The organism is Roseimaritima multifibrata, from assembly GCF_007741495.1.
Taxonomy (GTDB): domain Bacteria; phylum Planctomycetota; class Planctomycetia; order Pirellulales; family Pirellulaceae; genus Roseimaritima; species Roseimaritima multifibrata.
On the sequence record NZ_CP036262.1, the window covers coordinates 6,451,917 to 6,471,564 of the forward strand.

Sequence of the window (19,648 nt, forward strand, 5' to 3'; positions counted from 1 at the left end):
GGGGGTTCCCCTTACAGACGCTGCAAGACTTCCATCCGTTCCTTGGCCTTGGCTGCCAATTCATGATCGGGATGTTTTTCGATCACAAACCCGAAGAACTCGCGAGCGTATTTGATCGCGGCGTCGCGGCGTGCCCCTTGCGTTGACTGAATCAACAATTCCGCACAACGCCCCGCTTCAAAACCACTCTTAGCTTGCCAGTTCTTGATCGCCGCTGGAGCCTTATCAGCTCCAAAACCGTACATCACACGCTGAAATTCCGGGATCGCTTTTGCCATGTCACGACGTCCAAAATAGACTTCGCCCATCATGAATCGAGAACGAGCCGCGGTTTCATCACGGTATTTACTGGCAACCTGGTTGTATAGTTTTAAAGCTTGTTCCTCATCCCCCAATTGTTGGGATGCGTAGGCCGTTTGGAAAAAGGCTTGAGGGAGGTAATTGGTATTTGGGAACCTCGATCGCAATGTATCGAACCATTCGACCGACTCCTTCCATTTCTCCAGCTGCCCCAAACTTTGGCCTCCGTGAAGGTAAACCAATTCACGAATCTGGCGTTGTTCGGGTGAATCGATAGTTTTGCTGCTTTCGTCATTCGCTTCGATTCGTTCTCGAGCCTTCTGATAGGCCTGCGAGGCCAATTCAAATTGCTCCAATTTGAACCTCGACTCTCCCGTCATCAGCAAACCATCCAAGATAAGTTTCCCTTCTGGGAAACGGGTTACCTGGTCTGCAAATACTTTTTCCGCCGCCGCAAAATCGGGTTGCCGGAACAGCGACCAACCTTGGTTATACAAACCTTTCTCGGCCAGCTCGGGATCCTTGGATAATTCGGCAGCCCGTCCAAACGCGGCGGCCGATTCTTTCCATTTCCTGGCAGCGTACTGTTGCTCGCCAATGAAGTACGAGGCCTCCGCCGCCAGCGGATTGTCAGGATCCTTTTGAATCAAATTCTCAAAAGCCTTTGCCGCTTCCGCCTCTTCCCCCGCTTCTTTCAAAGACCATGCAAGGTCATACAGAACTCGTCCTGTCGTCGGATATTGTGGGACTTCGTCCACAATCCTCTGCAGCCGCACAACGGCCTCGGCGTGACGTTCCTTTTCGATATCAATCTGAGCCAGTTCATAAAGAGCATGTCCCAGCGAAATACCTTGCGGATTTGTATCGAGAATCGCCGTCAATTGCTTTTCGGCTTCAGGCAGTTCGCTGGCTTTGCGTAACGTGATTCCATATGCCAACTGTGTCTGATTCCGGAGCGGATGCGATTCATACTCATCCAGCATCCGTTTCAACAGTGGCTTTGCCTCCGCCAGTTTGTCTTGCTGTAAGAAACACCAACCCTGATTGAAGAGTGCATACGGAATAAGTCCGGGGTCACTATCACGCTTAAGAATCTGTGCATAAGCAGCGATGGCTGCAGGAAAATCTTGCTTTCCAGCCGCCTGCTGACCGAGGCGGAAATAAGCCTGATCGGCCATCCGGTTTTTTGGATAGGTCGCGACCAATTTCTGCCAAGTCTTGACGGCCGCCTCCGCATCTTCGGCTTGAAGCTGAGCTTGCCCGAGCAGCAACATCGCTTCGCTAGCCTTTGCCCACTCCGCATCCAGCTTAAGCGATTCCTGCAAACCGCTGATCGCGTCTTGGGGGCGTTGAGCAAAAAGGTGGCTGGCTCCGACAAGGAACTGAGCTTCTGCTTTCTCAGCAGGCGCCTGCAGCGCCACCATTTGAGCCTTCGCTAGTTCGATCGCCGAATCGTACTGACCCGCCAAGTAGTGAGCCGTGATGGCTCGCAAAATCCAAACCGAGCGTTGTGGATTTTCGTCCGTTTCCTTTAACAGTGCTTCGTACGCTTTGGCCGCCTCCGCATGACTGCCGGCCAACAATTTCGCTTCCGCATCGATGTAGCGAACGTCGCTGCGGAGCGGGTCTTTTTCGTATCGCTTTAGGAATTGTCCCGAGAGATCGACCGCTTGCTGCAGACTGCCCGACTGCAAAGCCGCAAAGGCCGCGCTGTAGAGCGCCCGCGGGGCCAACGAACTGTTTGGGTCTTCGCGGTAAACCGCAGCAAACAAGTCCAATGATTCTTTGGCTTTCCCGGGCAACAAAGATACCGCTTCGGCCTGATCCAGTTTCAACGCCAACGCGTACTGACCGGCAACTCCTTTCTTGATCTGTTCGGCCGCCACTTTCTCGGCCTCTTCCGCACTCCCTTTGCGAAGTGCAATCTGAGCCAACCAGTGAGCCGCTTCGGTCGCTTCCGCTTGATTGGGTTGATTCAGAACTTCGCGAAAACGTTTGCTGGCAGCTTCGATATCGCCAGCAACGTAAGAACTTTGGGCGGAAGCCAGCACGGCTGCCGAACTGTATTTGGAATCGGGAAATTCCTTGATCAGCTGTTCATAGGTTTTCGCAGCCCCGGCCGAATCACCCGACTGAGCCAACGCAAAGGCTTGACGGAACCTTGCATAGGGAGCGTTGCTGCCACCCTGCTTGGCAGCCTCGGCAAACACGGTGACCGCCGCAGCGTTATCTTTTTGCAGTAGCAGCACGTCGCCCATCCGGACGCGGACTTCCTCAGCCAATTCAGCGTCCGATTCGGCACAACTTTCCAGCAATCCTTTATAGGCCTGCACAGCACCTGCGTAATCTTTCAATTCCTCCTGAGCCACGCCGCGAGCGTACAAAGTATCACAGCGCAGCGGACTCTCGGCCGCTTTGGGCCACTTGAGCAACTGGTCGTAAAACCGGATCGCTTGCTTCGAATCCCCGAGCGCGTAGGCAGCTTCACCACTAAAAAAGTAAGCCTGATCCAAAAAGTCACTTTTGGGATATTCTTTGCTCAGTTGCTGAAAAGTCTGAATCGTCTCTTTCAACAATTTGGGATCGCGGGCTTCCCCCGGTTCGACCCCTTGGCCGGAAGCCGCATAGAGGCACCAACCACGGTTCGCGAAGCTTTCCTCGCGCAGATCGTACTTTTTATCTGCCAACGCTTTGGCAAATGCGGCGGCGGCTGCCTTATAATCAGGCATCTCGCGTTGCATGTAGCAGACCCCCAGATAATGGGCCGCTTTGGGGGCTAAAGGATCATTAGCGTACTGGGATAAAAACTCTTCCCAAGCAGTAATTGCTAGGTCCATTGCCGCATTGGTCTGGAAATTGGCGGCATCGGCGTATTTTGCTATCGCCTCATCGCTCGATTTCTCAGCGTCCTGGGCATAGCCAAGCTGGACCGTTGCTACCAACAAGATGCCAATCAACCAGGCAAATGTACGATTGGCGGAATGCTTCCGTTTCATCACTTCCAGTTCCCCACATGTAGCGGCTTGGATAGGCCATATTGCAAAAGCTATTTGCAGTCTACCGGGCAGACCTCAAATCGAAAAGGTTTCACTTCACTCCCCCCATTCACCCAGGTCAACGCATTTAGCCCGAAGTGCCAAACAAAAGGCCGAAGAACGACCTGAATCTCAACCTGCGAATGACTCTCTGAGAGCGCAAGTACATCACTTCATCGTTCTTTTGGGAGCGCTTCTTGAAGGCGCACCGGTCGCGAGGGATCAGAGATCGATCAATGGCGGGCAGAGGCAGGGCATAGAGTGACATTACCGCTTGAAATACGAGGCGTTAGCCGAGCATTCACGGCAAAATCGCCTCGCCAAAATTCTTCCTCTCCGCCAAGCAGTTCAAGCAGGTTGCGTCACATGCCATCTACTTTCTTAGCGGAACGGCGCGGACCGTCCGGCAATCGCAGAGAAAACACAAGGAATTTGCCGGTCGATTTGCGCCGACACGCAAGAAAATCCGTCCGCAGATGCCAAAGTAAATGGCATTGAAGTAGCGTCCGCAGACGCTACTTTTAAGAAACGAAAGGCGACAATATCCGTTTCCGGATGTCTACTGATACCTTTTGTCTTCCGGATTGCCGGCGCTCATCAGGTACTGCATCAGATCATTCACCTCGGCAGGCGATAGCGCATCTAGCAATTCCTTTGGCATCTGCGAAATCGGCGAAGGATTGATCTCTTCAACCGTCTCCGCATCGACGGTTACCGGTTTTGCGTCCGGATCACTTGGATAGACAACCAATTGGCCAGTCCCTTCGGATGCGTCCTGATTGGCGACCACCAACCCGGTGACAATCTGCCCGCTGTCCAGGAGGACGACCGACGAACCATATTGATCGGAAATATCCTTGCTCGGATCAACGATCGCTTCGATGACATAACGAGTATCAAATTTATTGGGGATACTTGTCAGGTCAGGGCCGACGGTCCCCCCCAGTCCGCCCATACGATGACAGGAGGCACACTTGGCGGCAAAAAACAATGATCGACCTCGTTCGAAATTCGGTTTTCCGCGGACCGCTTGAGCCGCTTGCTGAACGTCCCAAACTTTTCCCGGCCCTTTCACCGGAGCGATCTCGAAGTCAGGTTCGGGGTCAAAGCTCTCGCCGGTAATGTCCTGCAGTGCCGTCCGTTCGGCGTTACTGCAATTGCCAAGTGCCTCGTCGCGAATTCGGGTTAGGTACCCCGGATAGCTAGCGCCACCGGAAGCCTTGGCGGCTTCATTCAAAAAGGTGAAATAGGCGCGCCGTTGCTCGAGCGTCCAACCGCTGCGAAGGGAACGCAGCATGAAGGCATACTGAATTTCTCGGGCAGGAGGCGGGTTTTTCATTAATTCTTGAATGCGTGCTCCGTAGCCTCGATTTCGAGAGGCGAGATCCGACCAGTCAGGAAAGACGGTTGGCTCTCGATCAACGATCATCGGGATCACTTTCGACACGATTCCTGGAGCACGAAGCTTGACCAGGACGCGAATCAGTTCCGTATTCACATCGTCACTGCGATGAGGCAACATCGGATCTAACTTCGCAATCACTGCGGCCTGCTCTTCTGCGGTTGGGCTTCCCAAGCGGATGAATGCCAACGCGTAGGCTCGCAGTGCCCCCAACAACTGCGAATCACTAAGCGTCTCCAAATCCAATGCGTTCAGACTTGCAAGCAACCCGGCTCGGTCGGTCTCTTCGCCCATCCGTGCCAATGCGACGGCTCCGGTAATTCGTGTTTGTGCATCGTCGCTTGTGAGGACTTGATCGCGCCAAGAATCAACAGGTTGGCTTTCGATCGCAACTCGAGCGGCATGCCGCAAGAAACGGTCTGGGGATGCCAGGAATGGCAAAGCGGCGGCAACCGCAGCAGGATCTTGCTTGCCATGAAACGCTTCCAATTGTCGGCGGCTTTCCCGAGCCGCAACCGCTTTGGGATCGGTCGCGGTCGGTGCTTCCTTGGAGGCATCGCCAACATATCGCACACGAAACAGACCGGACTTCGCCCCCCGTCCCCCGACGGTGAAGTAGAGCGAGCCATCTTTGCCAACAATCGCGTCGGTTACCGGCAACGGAGCTCCATAGACAAAAGGCTCTGCGACTCCCGTGTATCCCGCCCCCGAAGCCTCCAGATGGATCGCGTAGATCGTGCCAAAGGTCCAATCGAGCGCGTAGAGCGCGTCCTGGTACTTGGTTGGGAAATCCGTCCCTTCGCCGCTCACCACCCCGGTCGGTGATCCAGGACCAATATCCACAACCGGCGGCAAACTATCCTCGTAGTAGGCAGGCCATTTTCCGGATCCACTGCGCCAACCGTAATCGGCTCCGCTAACGACGTGACAGATTCGCGTGGGGCGGTACCAGGGAAGCCCCAAATCCCATTCCATATCGGCATCGTAGGTGAACAGATCCCCGTTGCGGTTCAAATCGATATCGTACTGATTGCGGAAACCGATCGTATGAAGCGTCTGCTGCAGCGTTTTCGGATCCAGCCGAGTCACCCAACCACCTGGCGCCAATTTGCCTCTGGCATGCCCATTGGCATCCCACATCCGAGGCAACAACAGATCTTCGTCCCAGGTGGGGACACGACTGCCGGCCAATTCGCCAAGCGGTGCGTGGTTCCCGCCATCCATATAGATCGCGTTCCCATCTTCGGTAACGACCAAACCATGATTGCCATGCTCACCACCGCCCGTTCCACCCGCGATCTGTTCAGCGGTATCTAACCGATCATCACCGTTGGCATCTGTCAGACGATAAAGATGCCCACCGTTGCGATGGAACCAAAGGGCATCAAAAGCCCAAAGCAAACCTTGAGCGGCTTTCAGAGGTTCACCGTTAAAGGAGACATCCACTTTTTCGACTTTGGGGTCGCCCTGCCCTTCGTCTGCCATGGTGATGCGGTAGAGCCCTTTGTCCTGTTGATCACACGCGTAGAGCCGCCCTTGCGGATCGACCGTCAGTGCGACCCAGCTTCCCTGTTCTTTTGGAACGGCATAGATGCGTTCGACCACAAACCCTGGCGGCGACATAATATTTTTAGCCGCCAGCGGATCGGCGGCCTGTCCGGAATCGGAGCCCGATTTGCTGTAATTCGGAATCCCCCAAGGGCCGGCTCCCAATTGTTTTTTGCTGACGCTGACCGCTTGCCAAGCGGAATCATCAAATTCAGCGGCCAGCCAGTTCGTCGGTTTCTCGCCAGTCAGTTTCCATTGACCATCGGTCACCAGTTGGAACTTCGAACCATCTTGGTTGGTAACCACCAGTTTCAAAACCAAACCGGCGACTCCCCCTTCGTTCTGTCCTTCGACAGCCAACTGATTTTTACCGACGACCAACGCCTTGGTGACGTCCAGTTCGATCGGTTTTGCCCAGTTGTCGCTTACCCCCATTTCTTTTCCGTTCAGCCATAATTTGATTTGGTTGTCGCAGGTTGCGTACAGCCGAGCGGTGCGTGCTTTTCCAGCGAGCTCAAATCCTCGACGAAACCAAACCTTTTGATTGTTTTTATGTTCAGCAGCCCAAACCCAGTGGGCGGCCGGGGCATCGGTCAGCCAAGACGAATCACTGGCAGGCGGGACCTCAAGTGCCCCTTCGTCGCTTGCTTTAGCGGGGGCCGGCTGCCCATCTTTGATCGCTTGGGCCAGCACTTGCTTGCGATCCGCATCAGTCAATTGCCGCAGCAACAGACCACGAAATTCAGCTTTCATCGCTGGCCCTGCGTGCAACTGCAAACCAATTCGGCCTTTCTGTTTTGCATCGGCAAACCGATCCGTGACATCAACCGTCGTGATTCCGTTGACCTGATGAATGACTCGGTTACCAACCGCAACGATCCGCAAATCGTTCCACTCTTGGTCGACCAAAGCCGAATCGTCGCCGACCTTGCCGACAACTTTTTTCTTCCCGTCGGGAGCGATCTGCACCTTTTGGCCTCGAGTGGCCACGATCCCGCGTCCAGTTTTTTCGCTGTACAACATTCCGAAATACTCGGCCTTTGGATGCAGGTCAGCTTGATTGCCAGCCATCACAAAGCCTGCGGCGTCGGTAACATCACTGCGGTACATGACGCCTGTGTTGTTTCCCTCGAATCGAACCTTGCAGCGAAAATCAAAATCACCGATCTCCTCTCCATTCCAAATCAGAAAAGTGTTTCCAGGCAGAGGCTTAGCGGGATCGGTTTGCCCCAAAATCGCCCCATCGACGACACTCCAAAGTTCGGGATTGCCTTCCCAACCGGCCAGACTTTTGCCGTCAAACAGGACTTCGAAAACCCCGTCTTCGGCGTTGGACGTTGAACCAAAAGCAATCGCAAAAAGAGTTAGAAACAACACCCCCATGGCTAGGGAGCGAGAAGCCTTCAAAGTCAGTGAATTCATAGGGTCTATCGAGTAGGAATGCAAAGGTGAGAACAGAATCCGTGGCACAAGCCAGCCACCGGTGCCTATTTTAACTGAACAAACGACGTGGGGTCAGTTCTCTACCGCAATCCTTTTTTAACAGCGATTGCTGTGTAAAAAACGTCATTGAGAAACGGGGGATCCCGAGCATGACGATGGCAAAACCGTCACGCTTTCAGCTTGACCACTCCCGCAGCGTCCGTGAACCAAACCGCAGGCAGAACCGTAGCAACAGAACCGACAGTAAAAATTCTCTACTTCCATTTTCCTTCGACGCGTCCAAGCGTCCTGTTCAGCAAGGATCTCTGCGTGACGACGTCATTGGTAACCGGAGGCTCAGGCTTCATTGGCTCGCATCTTGTGGAATCCCTTCTTGAGCGTGGGGATCACGTCATCGTTGTCGATGACCTGTCTACCGGAAACCTGGCCAACATCACCGGCTTTCGCGATCACCCCAAGCTGGAGTGGATCGAAGGGACTATTGAGAACAAAGAATTGGTGACTCAGGTAGTCGACCGAGCCGACGAGGTCTACCACCTGGCGGCGGCGGTCGGGGTTGCTCTGATTGCGAAACAACCGATTCAGACTATTGAGCGGAATATTTACCCGACTCAGTTGATCTTGAATCGACTTGGCGAACGGGTCAAAGAGGGTGACAAAGTACGCTGCTTCATCGCCAGCACAAGCGAAGTCTACGGCAAGAACCCCAAACCGACGTGGTCTGAAGAAGACGATTTGGTGTTCGGTTCGACCACCAAGCCTCGCTGGAGCTACGGAGCCTCGAAAGCGATCGACGAATTCCTGGCGCTGGCATTTCATCGCCAGCACAACCTGAATGTTGTCGTCGGCAGGTTCTTTAATGTTGTCGGTCCACGGCAGACGGGCGCCTACGGAATGGTCCTGCCCAGGTTTGTCGAAGCGGCCGTCGCGGGTCGTCCGATCACGGTCCACGACGATGGAAAACAGACCCGCTGCTTTGCCCACGTGCACGACGTTCGCCGCGCAATCCTGGACCTGGTCGCAACCGATGCATGTATGGGTCGAGTCTTTAACATCGGTAGCGACCAACCGATCTCGATCCTCGAACTGGCCCAACGTGTCCAAGAACGGGTCAATCCCGACTGCGGGATCACCTTCCAATCGTATGCAGACGCCTACGACAACAGCTTCGAAGACATCCGCCGCCGAGTCCCCGACCTCACCCGAATCCAAGAGGCCATCGGCTACAAACGGGACTACGATCTAAACGCCATCATCGACGCAGTCGCCGCCTACAAGCGAGCCGAAGCGTAACCTGCCCTACGTAGCCGCGTCTCTCCGAGACGTGCGATAAATAAGTTGCAAGTGTGGCAGGGAGAAAAGACTCCACGCCAGCTTGTCTGGCATGACGCCAAGATTTGAAATTAGTTTGCATCTCTAGTTTCAAATCTAGCGTCCCTGTCGGACAAGCCGACGAAGGGACGTGGGGGGGGGGCCGACGGTGCTCGCTTCCGCTGCATTCCGCTAGGAAACCTTAACTTATAAATCGCGTGCTCCCCGCGAAAGTAGCGTGGCGGTAGCGTCCCTTTGCGGAGCGACAGGCGACGCGAACGGAACTCTCGGTGTCTTAGGCGAAAAAGGAGTTTCTAACGTCTTTTGGTCCTGCAGGATTTACTGCGCACTCCCTCTAGATTCCTTCCCAAACTCGCTGCAAGGCATGGCATTTACTTGCCAACACGGTGCATCGCACCTAAAATCTACGGAAGCGTAGATTTAAGCATGACATCGTAAACAGCACTTTTTCTGTAAAGGCATGACCATGTCGACTCAAATTTCAGCGAACATTTCACCAGAGACTCGCGAGCTGCTGGAACGTTATGTGGCGACTTACGGCGTGAAAAAATCTCACTTGATCGAAACGGCTGTTTTGCATCATTTGAAAGCGTTGGACGAGATACCTGCTGACTTATTGATTCCTCCGGAAATTGAGATTTCACTGGCAAGTGGTGAGAGGCTGGTCAAGTCGATCGAGACCCCAAAACGTCCGACCAAGGCGATGCGTGAGCTATACCGTGATTAAAGTCCGTCCTCTACGGCCTGATGACCGGCGCGACGAGTTCACTAGCGGAGACATCGATTTAGATCGTTTCTTTCAAAAGTTCGCAGGACAGAACCAGTTTCGCCTGCATATTGGCACGACCTATGTCGCAGTCAATGCCGAATGCATCGTCGGGTTTGTGACCGTTTCGGCGACCTCGATCGTGATCACGGACTTACCCAAGGGGCTGCGCAACCGCTTGCCAAAGTATCCGCTGCCCGCTCTTCGGTTGGCGCGACTGGCAGTCGCCAGGAATGAGCAAGGACGAGGTATTGGCAAACTCCTTTTACGAGCAACATTCGACCTTGCCCGTGAAATGGCCAAGCGAACCGGCTGCATTGGCGTCGTGGTCGATGCGAAACCGGACGCGATTCAGTTTTACAAACGATACGGCTTCGAGTCACTCGAAGTGATTAGCGGAAAGCTGGGCGACCGACCGGCTCCACAACCGATGTTCTTGCCGCTCGGTTCGATTCCCAAACGTTAGTGGGTGGTCTTGCCGCGCACTTGCATAAATTCAATGCCTTCAAAGGTCAGATATCTTTCGGGCATGGTCACGCGAGGGTTCAATTCCTTGGTGGCTCTGTTTCGCGTTTGTCCATTACGGCCTCATCAGCACCCCTTTCTTTGGCGGCTGAATGGGGTTGGTTCATCATCGCGTTCAGAGAGTCGGCGGTTAGCTCGACGGACTCTTTATCTCCCTTTAGAACAACGATTCTGTTCTTGCCATCGACGCTGATCGTTGCTGAAGTTGAAGCGTTGGTTGGGGCGGGAGTATCCACCGCGTTGGACTCCTCGTCCGATCCCGTTCGCTTGAGGAACACCACCTTCACGAAAACGTCCAGATCTGCATCTTTAATGCTAGCCGGTCGTCCGTGTGGTTTGATTTGATCTTCACGAGCGAAACAGAGTGCAATCGAAGAGCGGCTTGCTTCGACGATTCCGTGCCACCGAGAAGGTCCGCCATCAGCAGCGCCAGCGGTTGCGTATAGGTCAATCCAGAATGGCGCCTCCTCCGGTTGAGGGAAGTTCGGTTGAATGTCGTAAGTGAATTGCAACGGTACGGTTTCATCACCCGAAGCAGCGATCATCCCACCGTTGCCAGCGAACGCCGCGATTCCCGAACGCTTCGGTTTCCCAGGGCTTGATATCTCAATCTCCCATGTCCCAGTAAGCAGATTGCCTGTCGTCGAACCACTATCGATGCCAAAATCGTGCGGCGACGACGCAAAGGGCTCCGGTGACGGTGCTGTGGCCTGTTTCTCCGCAGCTGGACCTACGGCGTTGGACTCCTTTTTGGTTTCCTGAATTACAGCAACATCCTGCGTAAGTCTCGGAATACCCAAAGCGTCCATTTTTTCAGCAAATTGCTTGGTTGGAGTTGGACGTTGGCGATCGAGCAATAGTTCGTGCAATCTGTAATCGATAATAATAAACTCTTCGGAATTCTTGTCTTGGCCTGGTGCAAACGCAAGCCAACGTTTCGCAATCTCCAGTTCTTCTAGTCCACGCTTTCCATCAATGACGAACTCTTTGGCCTCTGCAATGGTTTGGAACGACGTCACTTTTCGTTCGGTCAAACGGTCTACACGATTTAGCATCTTTTCGAATTCCTTCTCTTCCAGAGGCGAATGGGCCAGAAAAAATGCCTTTGAGCGTTCCTCTCTTTCGGGCTTCTCAATACCACCTTTCATTGGGAAATAGGTATTGATGATTGTTGGAATACCCTTCCTTGGAGCCGAGTGCGAGAACTGCTGAGCGTTGTAACCGGAAAGAATCACACCACGCACATCCGCATCTGGATCCACATTCCAATTCCAATTTGCGACGCTATAACAATTTAGGACGATCACCATTGGCTTGCCTGTTGATTTCACGAACACCTCAATCGGTTGATGATTGACAGGCCCATAGCACCCAACAACATGAACTTGTGTGTCGATGGGCAAGTCTTCGAGAGAATCGAAGTTGATCGAGTTTTCATTGGCCGCTGGTTTCACCGGGGTTGCCGCCAATTCGACGCTCGACAGGCTCAACTTGACACGTTCTTCCCCACGGCGTTTTAGCGAAACGAGACCTTTGTCAACGACGACACCATCAAACTCTCCGTCGATCTCCACAAAGTAGTTTCCAGCAGCAATCTGAACGGATTCGGTGCCTTTGTTTACGGTTAGTACCTCCACGACATCGTCACCCTGCATAATCCGAATTGGCACGTCGTCCGCATCGGACTCGATCGTCAGCGTCCCCTTGTTCATTTCCAGGACGACCAGAAATCCCGCAAACAACAACGAGAATGCAGCGAATCCAATGTAGAACCAATGTCTCCAAACTTTTCTGCCAGAACCGCCGCTTAGGGCCAATGGAAGCCGTTGAGTCAACGGCTCTACACGTTTTGGTAGCGGTGTCGCCGTGGGATGCTGCACATGAGCAAGGCAATCCTCCAGCAACTCGGCGACTTGTTCGGCCGAGCCAAAGCGACCTTCTCGCGATTTGGAAAGCAGTTTCATCACGATGCTTTCTAGCCAATCGGGGATATCGGGATTGAGTTGGCGTATCGGACGCGCCGTGTCGTCGGTGATGCGACGGAGGACGGCGTAGCTGGTTTCGGCGCGGAATGGTGGATGACCGGTACACAGGGCATACAACACACAGCCGAGACCGAACAAATCGCTCCGTCCGTCGATTGCATCGCCCCGTACTTGCTCGGGCGACATGTAGTGCGGGGTGCCAGGATGAAAACCGCTGCGTGTCAAACAGGCATCGTCTTCGGCACGGGCCAAACCGAAATCGGTTAGCAAGGCTCGTTCGACACCTTCATCGAGCAGGATGTTCGATGGTTTGACATCGCGATGAATCAACCCTTGAGCGTGTGCGGCGGCGAGCCCTTTGGCGGTCTGCATCCCGATACGGAGAATCTCGCCGACTTCCAAGGGGCCGTTTCGGTCGAGCGTTTCTTGAAGCGATCCGCCAGCAACGTATTGCATCACTAGAAAGGGCGGATCGTTTTCCGATTCGACGTTGTAAATTGGGACAACATGGTCGTCGACCACGCCCGCTGCCGAACGAGCCTCGCGAGCAAACCGGTTCCTGGCCGATCCGCTCTCCGCCAAATAGGGAGCCAGCAATTTCACCGCCACCGGACGATTCAGTTCCGTATCGTACGCTTTGAAGACGACCCCCATGCCGCCACTTCCGATCAGTCGTTCCACGTCATAGCGACCGATCCGGCCGAGCAATTCGGGATGCGATGGTGGCGCGAGCAGCGCCTTGGCCACCGACTCGCTCCAAGCAACCGGGCGGCGATTCAAGGGGAATGCCAACTCATCGGCTTTGGCACTGCCCGTAGCGGGCTCATGACTGCTCGTCAGTACCTCCTGGGCTTCTTGCCACAGGCCCGATTCGGCTGCCATCTGTTCCAAACGGACTTGGCACGCCGTGCAAGAATCAACGTGCTGAAGTGCCGATTGGTAACCGTGACTCGATTCGTCCTCTCTCAGCAGGCTGTATAGCCCAGCGTCGTTGCACGCATTTTCACTGACAATCATTTTGTTACCTCGTATTGTTTGACAACTTCCTGCAGTCGATTCATGACTCGTGATCGGCTGACGTACACGGTGCCCACGGTGACTCTGAGTCGCTTCGCCACATCGGCAACGGTTTCGCCTTCGACGTGGGTCATCCAGAATGCGGACCAGGTTGCTTCAGCCACTTGGTCTCGCACCTGAGCCGCCGCCCAACGAAAGACCTCGCGGCGATATTCCAAATCAAACTGGCCAGAAATATCCGCTGCCGGTGACTCAACATCGGCCAACATGCCTGCCGCGTCGTCGCCGCCAGCCGCCAGCGACCGGGTGCCACGGCGGGTGAGAAGGTTCAAGGCTGCATTCCGAGCAATCGCTAGTAACCAAGTACGAAACCCACCACGATCGGGACGTTCAAGCCAATCAGAGACCGAGCGGGCGATCGCCGAGAAAACTTCCTGGACCAAATCATCCGCATCGGCGGGCTGCATCCCCTGGGCAACCGCCAAGCGGCGAATCAACGGAGCATAGATCGCGACCGCTTCGTCCCAAGCCACCACATCCGCCGCGTCGGGCAGACGCAGAATCAAGCTAGCTCGAGTTTCAAGTGGACTAGGAAGCATGCAAACGTGCCTGAGGAATGAAAAACGACGACCATTTAACAGGAAGACACAGCCGTTTGCCGTTTATTGCACGCTCGGTTAAAAAAACTTTCGTTTTCACGAATCGCTTCGCAGTTCCCAACGACTTTTCAAAATCGGCCAGCAAACCGTTCGACGTCGCTGAAAGTGGGCGGCCACATCGTTCGACCTTCCTACTTTTCGAGCGGCGAAGCCGCTTATTGTTGAACAATTGCCTCTATTGATTATTACATGGGCAGGACTGCTGCTGAAACCACCGCCTAGCGACGGTAACTACATGCGTCAGAACGTAGGCCTAGTGATAGTGGAATCGCATTTGCGTTTGGACTTCTAGTAGATGATGCGGGGCAGGACGTTTTAATGCATTGTTCAACGCTTGCAGCATCGCCGCTGCGGCGGGCAACGAATCTCCTACCGCTTCGATTGCTTCGATAGCTTCATCATAAAAATGCTGGTCATCGAAACAACAATAAGCTGCCGTTCCTACACAGGCGGTTAACAACTGCATCGTTACGCCTCGATGGCGCGCCGCCAAGGTTACTAACGCGAGGTCAAACCATTTCGATGCGGCTTGCGTTTCCTTGACGTTCCACAAAATGCAAGCTCGATAGAAAGCGATCTCCGGCCACGGTTCGCCCTCCCCCATCGTCCAGTCTTCGCGAGATGCGACATACCGATCCGTCGCATCACGCAGCAACGGATCCGAGCCATAGGCTGTCATGGCGCGAAGGATTAAACGATGACGATAACGGTCCTGCCTGCGGTCGTGATCTTCAATCAGACTGGTCACCAAATCATCTGGATTGCCTACCGCTTCTTGCAGTTTCTCATACCAATCATCCGCCTGTTGATCGAGCGCATTATGAGCTCGATAGCCGGCCGGAATTTCTCGCCATGAGCCCAAACTGGGGAGCGCTTTTGCGGCCGCATCCATCAGCGTTATCGCTTGTGCCAACCGGCCTTCCGCTTCTTCGTGAAATCCGCCTGCCGCCAAGAATCGTCCCAACGTCGTCAGGACTTTGGCACGTAAGAACCGAGGCAAAAAAGGGAAGCGTTCATCGTGAGCCCAATCTTCGGCGATCAAAATGGCTTGGTCAAATTCCAGCCGATCGGCCGCAACCCCGGCCAGATGAAGGTCACACTCCACCGCCAGATCCGGGACATCCTCCAGCGCCTCATCACGAATCGATTCATACTGTGCAATCAATTCAGTGACGCGGTATGGATCGCCATCGTAGTTCGCACTCTGAAATTGCACGGCTGTGGAAAGCAGGCGAGCCCGGACGCCCTGTTGCTCGGGGGTGATCGACACAATCCGCTGAACGACATCGACCGCTTTTTCCAGCTTGCGCAAATCGCGGCTCCGGTGCTGATAACGGCGATCGAGCGTTTCCAATAAGCGGAGCTGCAAATCCCTGCGATCGCTCAACCGACGACGGACATCTTCGACCAACAGGTCGCCCATCCGAGTCTTTTGCAACTGAACCGCCAGATCCAAGAAACTTTCGACATCCCCGTTTTCTTCAAGATGCTCAAGCCTTTTCAGCCGCTCTACCAGGTCCATTGTAAGGGGCACGTAACCGGGCAGTTCCTTGAAGTTCGCAACCTCACCAAGAGCACGATTGTTCTTGGTGCTTTCCCGAGCTAAGTAAGCCAACTGATCGGCATACGCGATGTAGCTATCGATTCGATCCAAGTCGTACCAGGAAACTTCTTGAATGTCATACCTAGCGAAGCGTTGATTCCCGCGCAGCAACCCTTGAAAGAAATCGGTCTGGTCATAGCCATGCGGATGTCGCGAATCGTGGTCCATCCAAATTTTTAGGCTTGCCGGTTTCCCATCGACCGGCAACAACCAGCCAAGCACAATCTGAATGCTTGCCTGCAGCAGATCATCGTAGTGTTGGCTCGCCTGGCCCGACCGATCATCCAAGCGAATCGGCATGATAAAAGGCAATGCCTGCGGGCAGCGAAACAACTGCTCCAAAATCCCATACGCGGCGAGCGAGGCGTAGCGGTGATCCTTGGCACGTGGCAAACGGTCAAAGTCAGGTTCGCTGCCTTGCCAGACGACCCCGGCGATCACTCCTTCGCTGCCATGTTTGCCTTTTTGAGGCCAAGTTTCATCAATGCAGATCAAGAACGAATCGGAATCCCGCCCCCAATCGGTCGCACTAGGCATTTCCAAGCGAGCCCGTTCCAAACGTTGCTGGGCAATTCGAACCTGCTTGATCCCCTTTGTTGTTTTCTGACGGGCAGGCGAGGAACCGGACGAACCGACAGAACCGGCGCCCCCGCTGGACGTTTTTGCGATGCCCGCATACGGCGCCGGTCGACGATGCAAATAGTTCGCTTCAAAGATCGGGATCAAGATCTTGGGAACTTGCTGGCTGCTCAGTAGCGAGCGAACACGCTGCAACGATTTCTCATGAGCCTTGAAATACGGGTTTAGCAGTTTGCCCATTTCGCCTTGAGCAACCTGCAAGGCATTCGCTTGACTGCCGGTCGGTATCCAGGATTGCAATGGTCCGCAAGCCAAACCTTGGCGTTCCAGGTCGTCCAAAACGACCTTCAGATGCGGATCCAACTTGCTGGAGCGACCGCTCTTGATGAACCGGGGCGCCAGTCGCTGCCAAGCTTTCCACCAACGCGGCGATTGTTTACTCATCTTCGACACCTCTATGACATTTCCTCCTCAACGGCAAGCAAGGAAACGTCTTGACCGCAGAACCGAACCACCCCGTACAACGCGGCTGCCCCGATAACCATTCCAATCCAAGGAGACATCCCCATGGCGGCGGGCAACGTCCCGGCCCCCACAGCGACTCCTCCCGCTAGCAGAGAATAAGGCATTTGAGTCCTCACATGTTGTACGTGGTCACATCCACAGGCTCGACTCGAAAGGACCGTGGTATCGGAGATCGGTGAACAATGATCCCCCATAATCGAACCGGCGAGAACCGCTCCGGTTGCAGCCAGTACCGAGGCATTCACTTCGGCCCCACCGGAGACTTGAAATCCTAATTGGACAGCCAGCGGAGTCAGCAGCGCCATCGTCCCCCAGCTGGTCCCCGTCGAAAAAGCGACCAGCGCGGCGACCAAAAAAACGACCGTCGGCAGCGCCCACTCAGCCAATCGATCACTGATCTGGTTTTTCAAATAACCGCCCGCATCCAGATGCCCTTCGTCCGCCATCGCCGAGAGCGCCCAGGCCAACCACAACACAAACATTGCCGGCATGATCTGCCATGCCCCACGGAGGATTCCGATCCCCAACGTACGCAATCCGGCAAAAGTGAAATCAGCCATCCAGCCCAACAGGACGGCCGCCAACAACCCCGTCGCCCCACCAATAACCAATGCGTTGTAGGAATCGGCGTTCCCGATAATCAGCCCCCAACCTTCGACGCCCGGCGGAATCCGATCCCCCGATTCAAGCAGAGTTGCAGTCCCGGTTTGATACAACGACCATCCCACAGCAAACACGCAGAGGACTACCGGCAAAACTGCGGATATCCATTGCCATCCCCGCGCAGGCGGCAGAATGGCATCCGAATCGGGCTGGTCATTCGACGCATTTTCACCCGCCGGAATGCCTCGAACCGCTTCCCGTTCTGCGGCCAGCATCGGCCCAAAATCACGCCCTGTCCGAGCGATCACCAAAACAAGAATCAACGCAAAAACAGGATAAAAGCGATAAGCAATCGACTGCAAGAAAAGCGAAAAGGCCGTCACGTCGACCCCTTCGGGAATCCCTTCGCCGATCAAACTGATCTCGGTTGCAACCCATGTACTGACAACAGCCAAACCGGCCACCGGAGCGGCTGTCGAATCGACCAGATAGGCCAGCTTCGCCCGCGAGATTCGCAATTTGTCACTCACACGTCGCATCGTCCCGCCCAGCAGCAACGTGTTGGCATAGTCATCGAAAAAGATCGCCAATCCCATTCCAGCGATCAAAGACTGCCCACCTTTCCGACCACGGATCCGAGCCGCCAAAGTCTGCATGACCGCGCGCATCGATTGGCTGGCTTCCAAGACTCCGGTCATTCCACCTAGCAAGAGGCTAAAGACCAGCACTCGAATGTGATCAAAATCGAACACCGAAAAATAGAGGTGGCTTCCCAGGTACCCTAGCGAACGCAGCGGAAACGAACCGCGGAACGCTTCGGGCAGCATGCTTCCTTCGCCAAACGGTTCCGGTGAAACCGGCAATCGCCACGCCAGCAACAGGGCCCCAACCACCACCGCAATCCCTAGCGAGGCCAACACTCGTCGCGTGATGATCGCCAAGAGAATGGCGATGGCCGATGGCAGCAGACTAAGAATTCCAAACGTCACGAGAGGCCATTCAATCGAATTAGTGCAGAGGAATCAGCGATTCAGAAACCAAAAGCGAGCCACACAGCCCGCGATCGCGCTATTCAGCGTCGCATCGCCGCCATGCAATTTGGCAACCCGATAGACCCTGCACAACCCCAGCCCTAAGCCTCGACCGGCTTCGCGGCCGCTGTAATAAGGATCAAACGCATGACGCCGCGATTCTTCGGACAGACCGGGACCACTATCGGACACGCGGACCCAGACCTTGCCATCACGTTCGCCCCAGTCGACGAGGATCTGCCCGCCGGTGCCAATCGCTTCGACCGAATTTCGCAAGAGAGCCGCCACCGCATCATGGATCATCGCACGATCTGCCTGACACTGAATGCCTGGCGCCGGTTCGACCGACAAACGAATCGAAAGGGATGCACACGTATCTTGATACGACTGCACGACCTCCGAGACGACGCTTCCCAAATCGATCTTTTCGACACTGGGCTGCGGCGGATGTGCATAGAACATGACATCGGAAATCATCTCGTGAGCACGCATCGCCTGGTCGACGACTCGCTGCAAAGAGGCTTTGCGTTTGTCATCCGGTTCCGTCGACTTCAACTGTTCGCTTCGCGTCACAATGTTCGCAAGCGGATTGTTGATCTCGTGAGTCAGTCCATACGCAAACTGTTTCAACGAAGCCAATTTCTCATCGTGCAGAACCGTTCCGAAATGACTCCGCGTTCGCTCCTCACGCAACACCAACCCAGCAAGTCGATCCAGGGCAAGAGGCTGCGGTTCGTATCGGGGAAGCGGGCAAGAGGCATCCGCTTGCTTAAGATCCTCTGCATCCCCATCCTGGTGTGAATTGCCTGCGGTCGATTGCAATTGCGGCCAATAGGCTTGCCAACCGACCGGCGCGGGCGGCCCGGTTTGCTGCAACCACCGAGGTGCCGTCAGCAACCACTGGGAAACCGGTCTCTGCCGGCACTCCGCTGCTAGTTCTTGCCACTCCCGACGCATCGAAGCGGAGACTTCGGGGGCTGCTAAGAATCGATCGGGCTGTTGAAACCAGACCGGCAATCGAGCGGTCATCCAAGTCGCCAGACGATCCAGACCTAAACGGTCCGGGGGACGTTTACTGGCTCCGTCACAGCTCCGCAGCAATCCATAGATCAGGAAAGCCGGATCGCGCTGCAATAAATCGCGTATCGACGCCACGTGCTGCACGCGCGAAGCATGATCTGCAAGCTGACTTGCATCCATTAAAACGGCCGCCAACGTATTGGCAGTCGCCCCATCTAGCGGCAACCACCAGCGATGTTGTCCCCACCGCAAACACGGTAGTAACTCCATCACCG

Annotated in this window: 10 protein-coding genes; 3 read left to right on the forward strand and 7 right to left on the reverse strand. The window is 54.8% G+C overall.

Annotation, left to right across the window (positions count from 1 at the left end; all coding sequences use genetic code 11):
* Nucleotides 1-11: 11 nt before the first annotated feature.
* Together FF011L_RS23395 and FF011L_RS23400 are read right to left on the reverse strand one after the other, a co-directional pair.
* A complete protein-coding gene (locus tag FF011L_RS23395) occupies nt 12-3,296 on the reverse strand; it encodes a tetratricopeptide repeat protein (protein WP_145354366.1) in 3,285 nt (1,094 codons plus the stop codon).
* Nucleotides 3,297-3,894: 598 nt separating this feature from the next.
* Nucleotides 3,895-7,707, reverse strand: coding sequence for a family 16 glycoside hydrolase (locus tag FF011L_RS23400; protein WP_145354367.1), 3,813 nt, complete (start codon nt 7,705-7,707; stop codon nt 3,895-3,897).
* Nucleotides 7,708-8,037: 330 nt separating this feature from the next.
* Between FF011L_RS23400 and FF011L_RS23405 the strand changes: the two genes are divergently transcribed.
* The 3 genes from FF011L_RS23405 to FF011L_RS23415 all read left to right on the forward strand — a co-directional run bounded on the left by FF011L_RS23405 (nt 8,038) and on the right by FF011L_RS23415 (nt 10,292).
* Nucleotides 8,038-9,021, forward strand: a complete 984-nt coding sequence (locus FF011L_RS23405) for an NAD-dependent epimerase/dehydratase family protein (protein WP_145354368.1) — start codon at nt 8,038-8,040, stop codon at nt 9,019-9,021.
* Nucleotides 9,022-9,526: 505 nt separating this feature from the next.
* A complete protein-coding gene (locus tag FF011L_RS23410) occupies nt 9,527-9,787 on the forward strand; it encodes a hypothetical protein (protein ID WP_145354369.1) in 261 nt (86 codons plus the stop codon).
* On the forward strand, nt 9,780-10,292 hold the full coding sequence (locus FF011L_RS23415) for a GNAT family N-acetyltransferase (protein ID WP_145354370.1): 513 nt from the start codon (nt 9,780-9,782) through the stop codon (nt 10,290-10,292). The genes FF011L_RS23410 and FF011L_RS23415 overlap by 8 nt, the downstream gene beginning before the upstream one ends.
* 79 nt (nt 10,293-10,371) lie before the next feature.
* Here FF011L_RS23415 and FF011L_RS23420 read toward each other — a convergent pair whose 3' ends face one another.
* From FF011L_RS23420 to FF011L_RS23440, 5 genes are all read right to left on the reverse strand, one after another.
* Nucleotides 10,372-13,353, reverse strand: a complete 2,982-nt coding sequence (locus tag FF011L_RS23420; RefSeq protein ID WP_218932840.1) for a serine/threonine-protein kinase — start codon at nt 13,351-13,353, stop codon at nt 10,372-10,374.
* Complete coding sequence (locus FF011L_RS23425; protein WP_145354371.1) at nt 13,350-13,952, reverse strand: RNA polymerase sigma factor; 603 nt, start codon at nt 13,950-13,952, stop codon at nt 13,350-13,352. The genes FF011L_RS23420 and FF011L_RS23425 overlap by 4 nt, the downstream gene beginning before the upstream one ends.
* A 313-nt stretch (nt 13,953-14,265) precedes the next feature.
* Nucleotides 14,266-16,638 (reverse strand): hypothetical protein, encoded by a 2,373-nt coding sequence (locus FF011L_RS23430; protein WP_145354372.1) that lies wholly within the window; start codon nt 16,636-16,638, stop codon nt 14,266-14,268.
* 11 nt (nt 16,639-16,649) lie between these two features.
* A complete protein-coding gene (locus FF011L_RS23435; protein ID WP_145354373.1) occupies nt 16,650-18,311 on the reverse strand; it encodes a Na+/H+ antiporter NhaC family protein in 1,662 nt (553 codons plus the stop codon).
* Between the two features lie 33 nt (nt 18,312-18,344).
* Nucleotides 18,345-19,643 (reverse strand): sensor histidine kinase, encoded by a 1,299-nt coding sequence (locus tag FF011L_RS23440; RefSeq protein WP_145354374.1) that lies wholly within the window; start codon nt 19,641-19,643, stop codon nt 18,345-18,347.
* Nucleotides 19,644-19,648: the final 5 nt, after the last annotated feature.

Bases quoted from the DNA above. Each gene is read 5' to 3' on its own strand.
- FF011L_RS23425 (WP_145354371.1), bottom strand. From the start codon at position 13,952: ATGCTTCCTAGTCCACTTGAAACTCGAGCTAGCTTGATTCTGCGTCTG.
- FF011L_RS23395 (WP_145354366.1), bottom strand. From the start codon at position 3,296: ATGAAACGGAAGCATTCCGCCAATCGTACATTTGCCTGGTTGATTGGC.
- FF011L_RS23420 (WP_218932840.1), bottom strand. From the start codon at position 13,353: ATGATTGTCAGTGAAAATGCGTGCAACGACGCTGGGCTATACAGCCTG.
- FF011L_RS23430 (WP_145354372.1), bottom strand. From the start codon at position 16,638: ATGAGTAAACAATCGCCGCGTTGGTGGAAAGCTTGGCAGCGACTGGCG.
- FF011L_RS23400 (WP_145354367.1), bottom strand. From the start codon at position 7,707: ATGAATTCACTGACTTTGAAGGCTTCTCGCTCCCTAGCCATGGGGGTG.
- FF011L_RS23440 (WP_145354374.1), bottom strand. From the start codon at position 19,643: ATGGAGTTACTACCGTGTTTGCGGTGGGGACAACATCGCTGGTGGTTG.
- FF011L_RS23410 (WP_145354369.1), top strand. From the start codon at position 9,527: ATGTCGACTCAAATTTCAGCGAACATTTCACCAGAGACTCGCGAGCTG.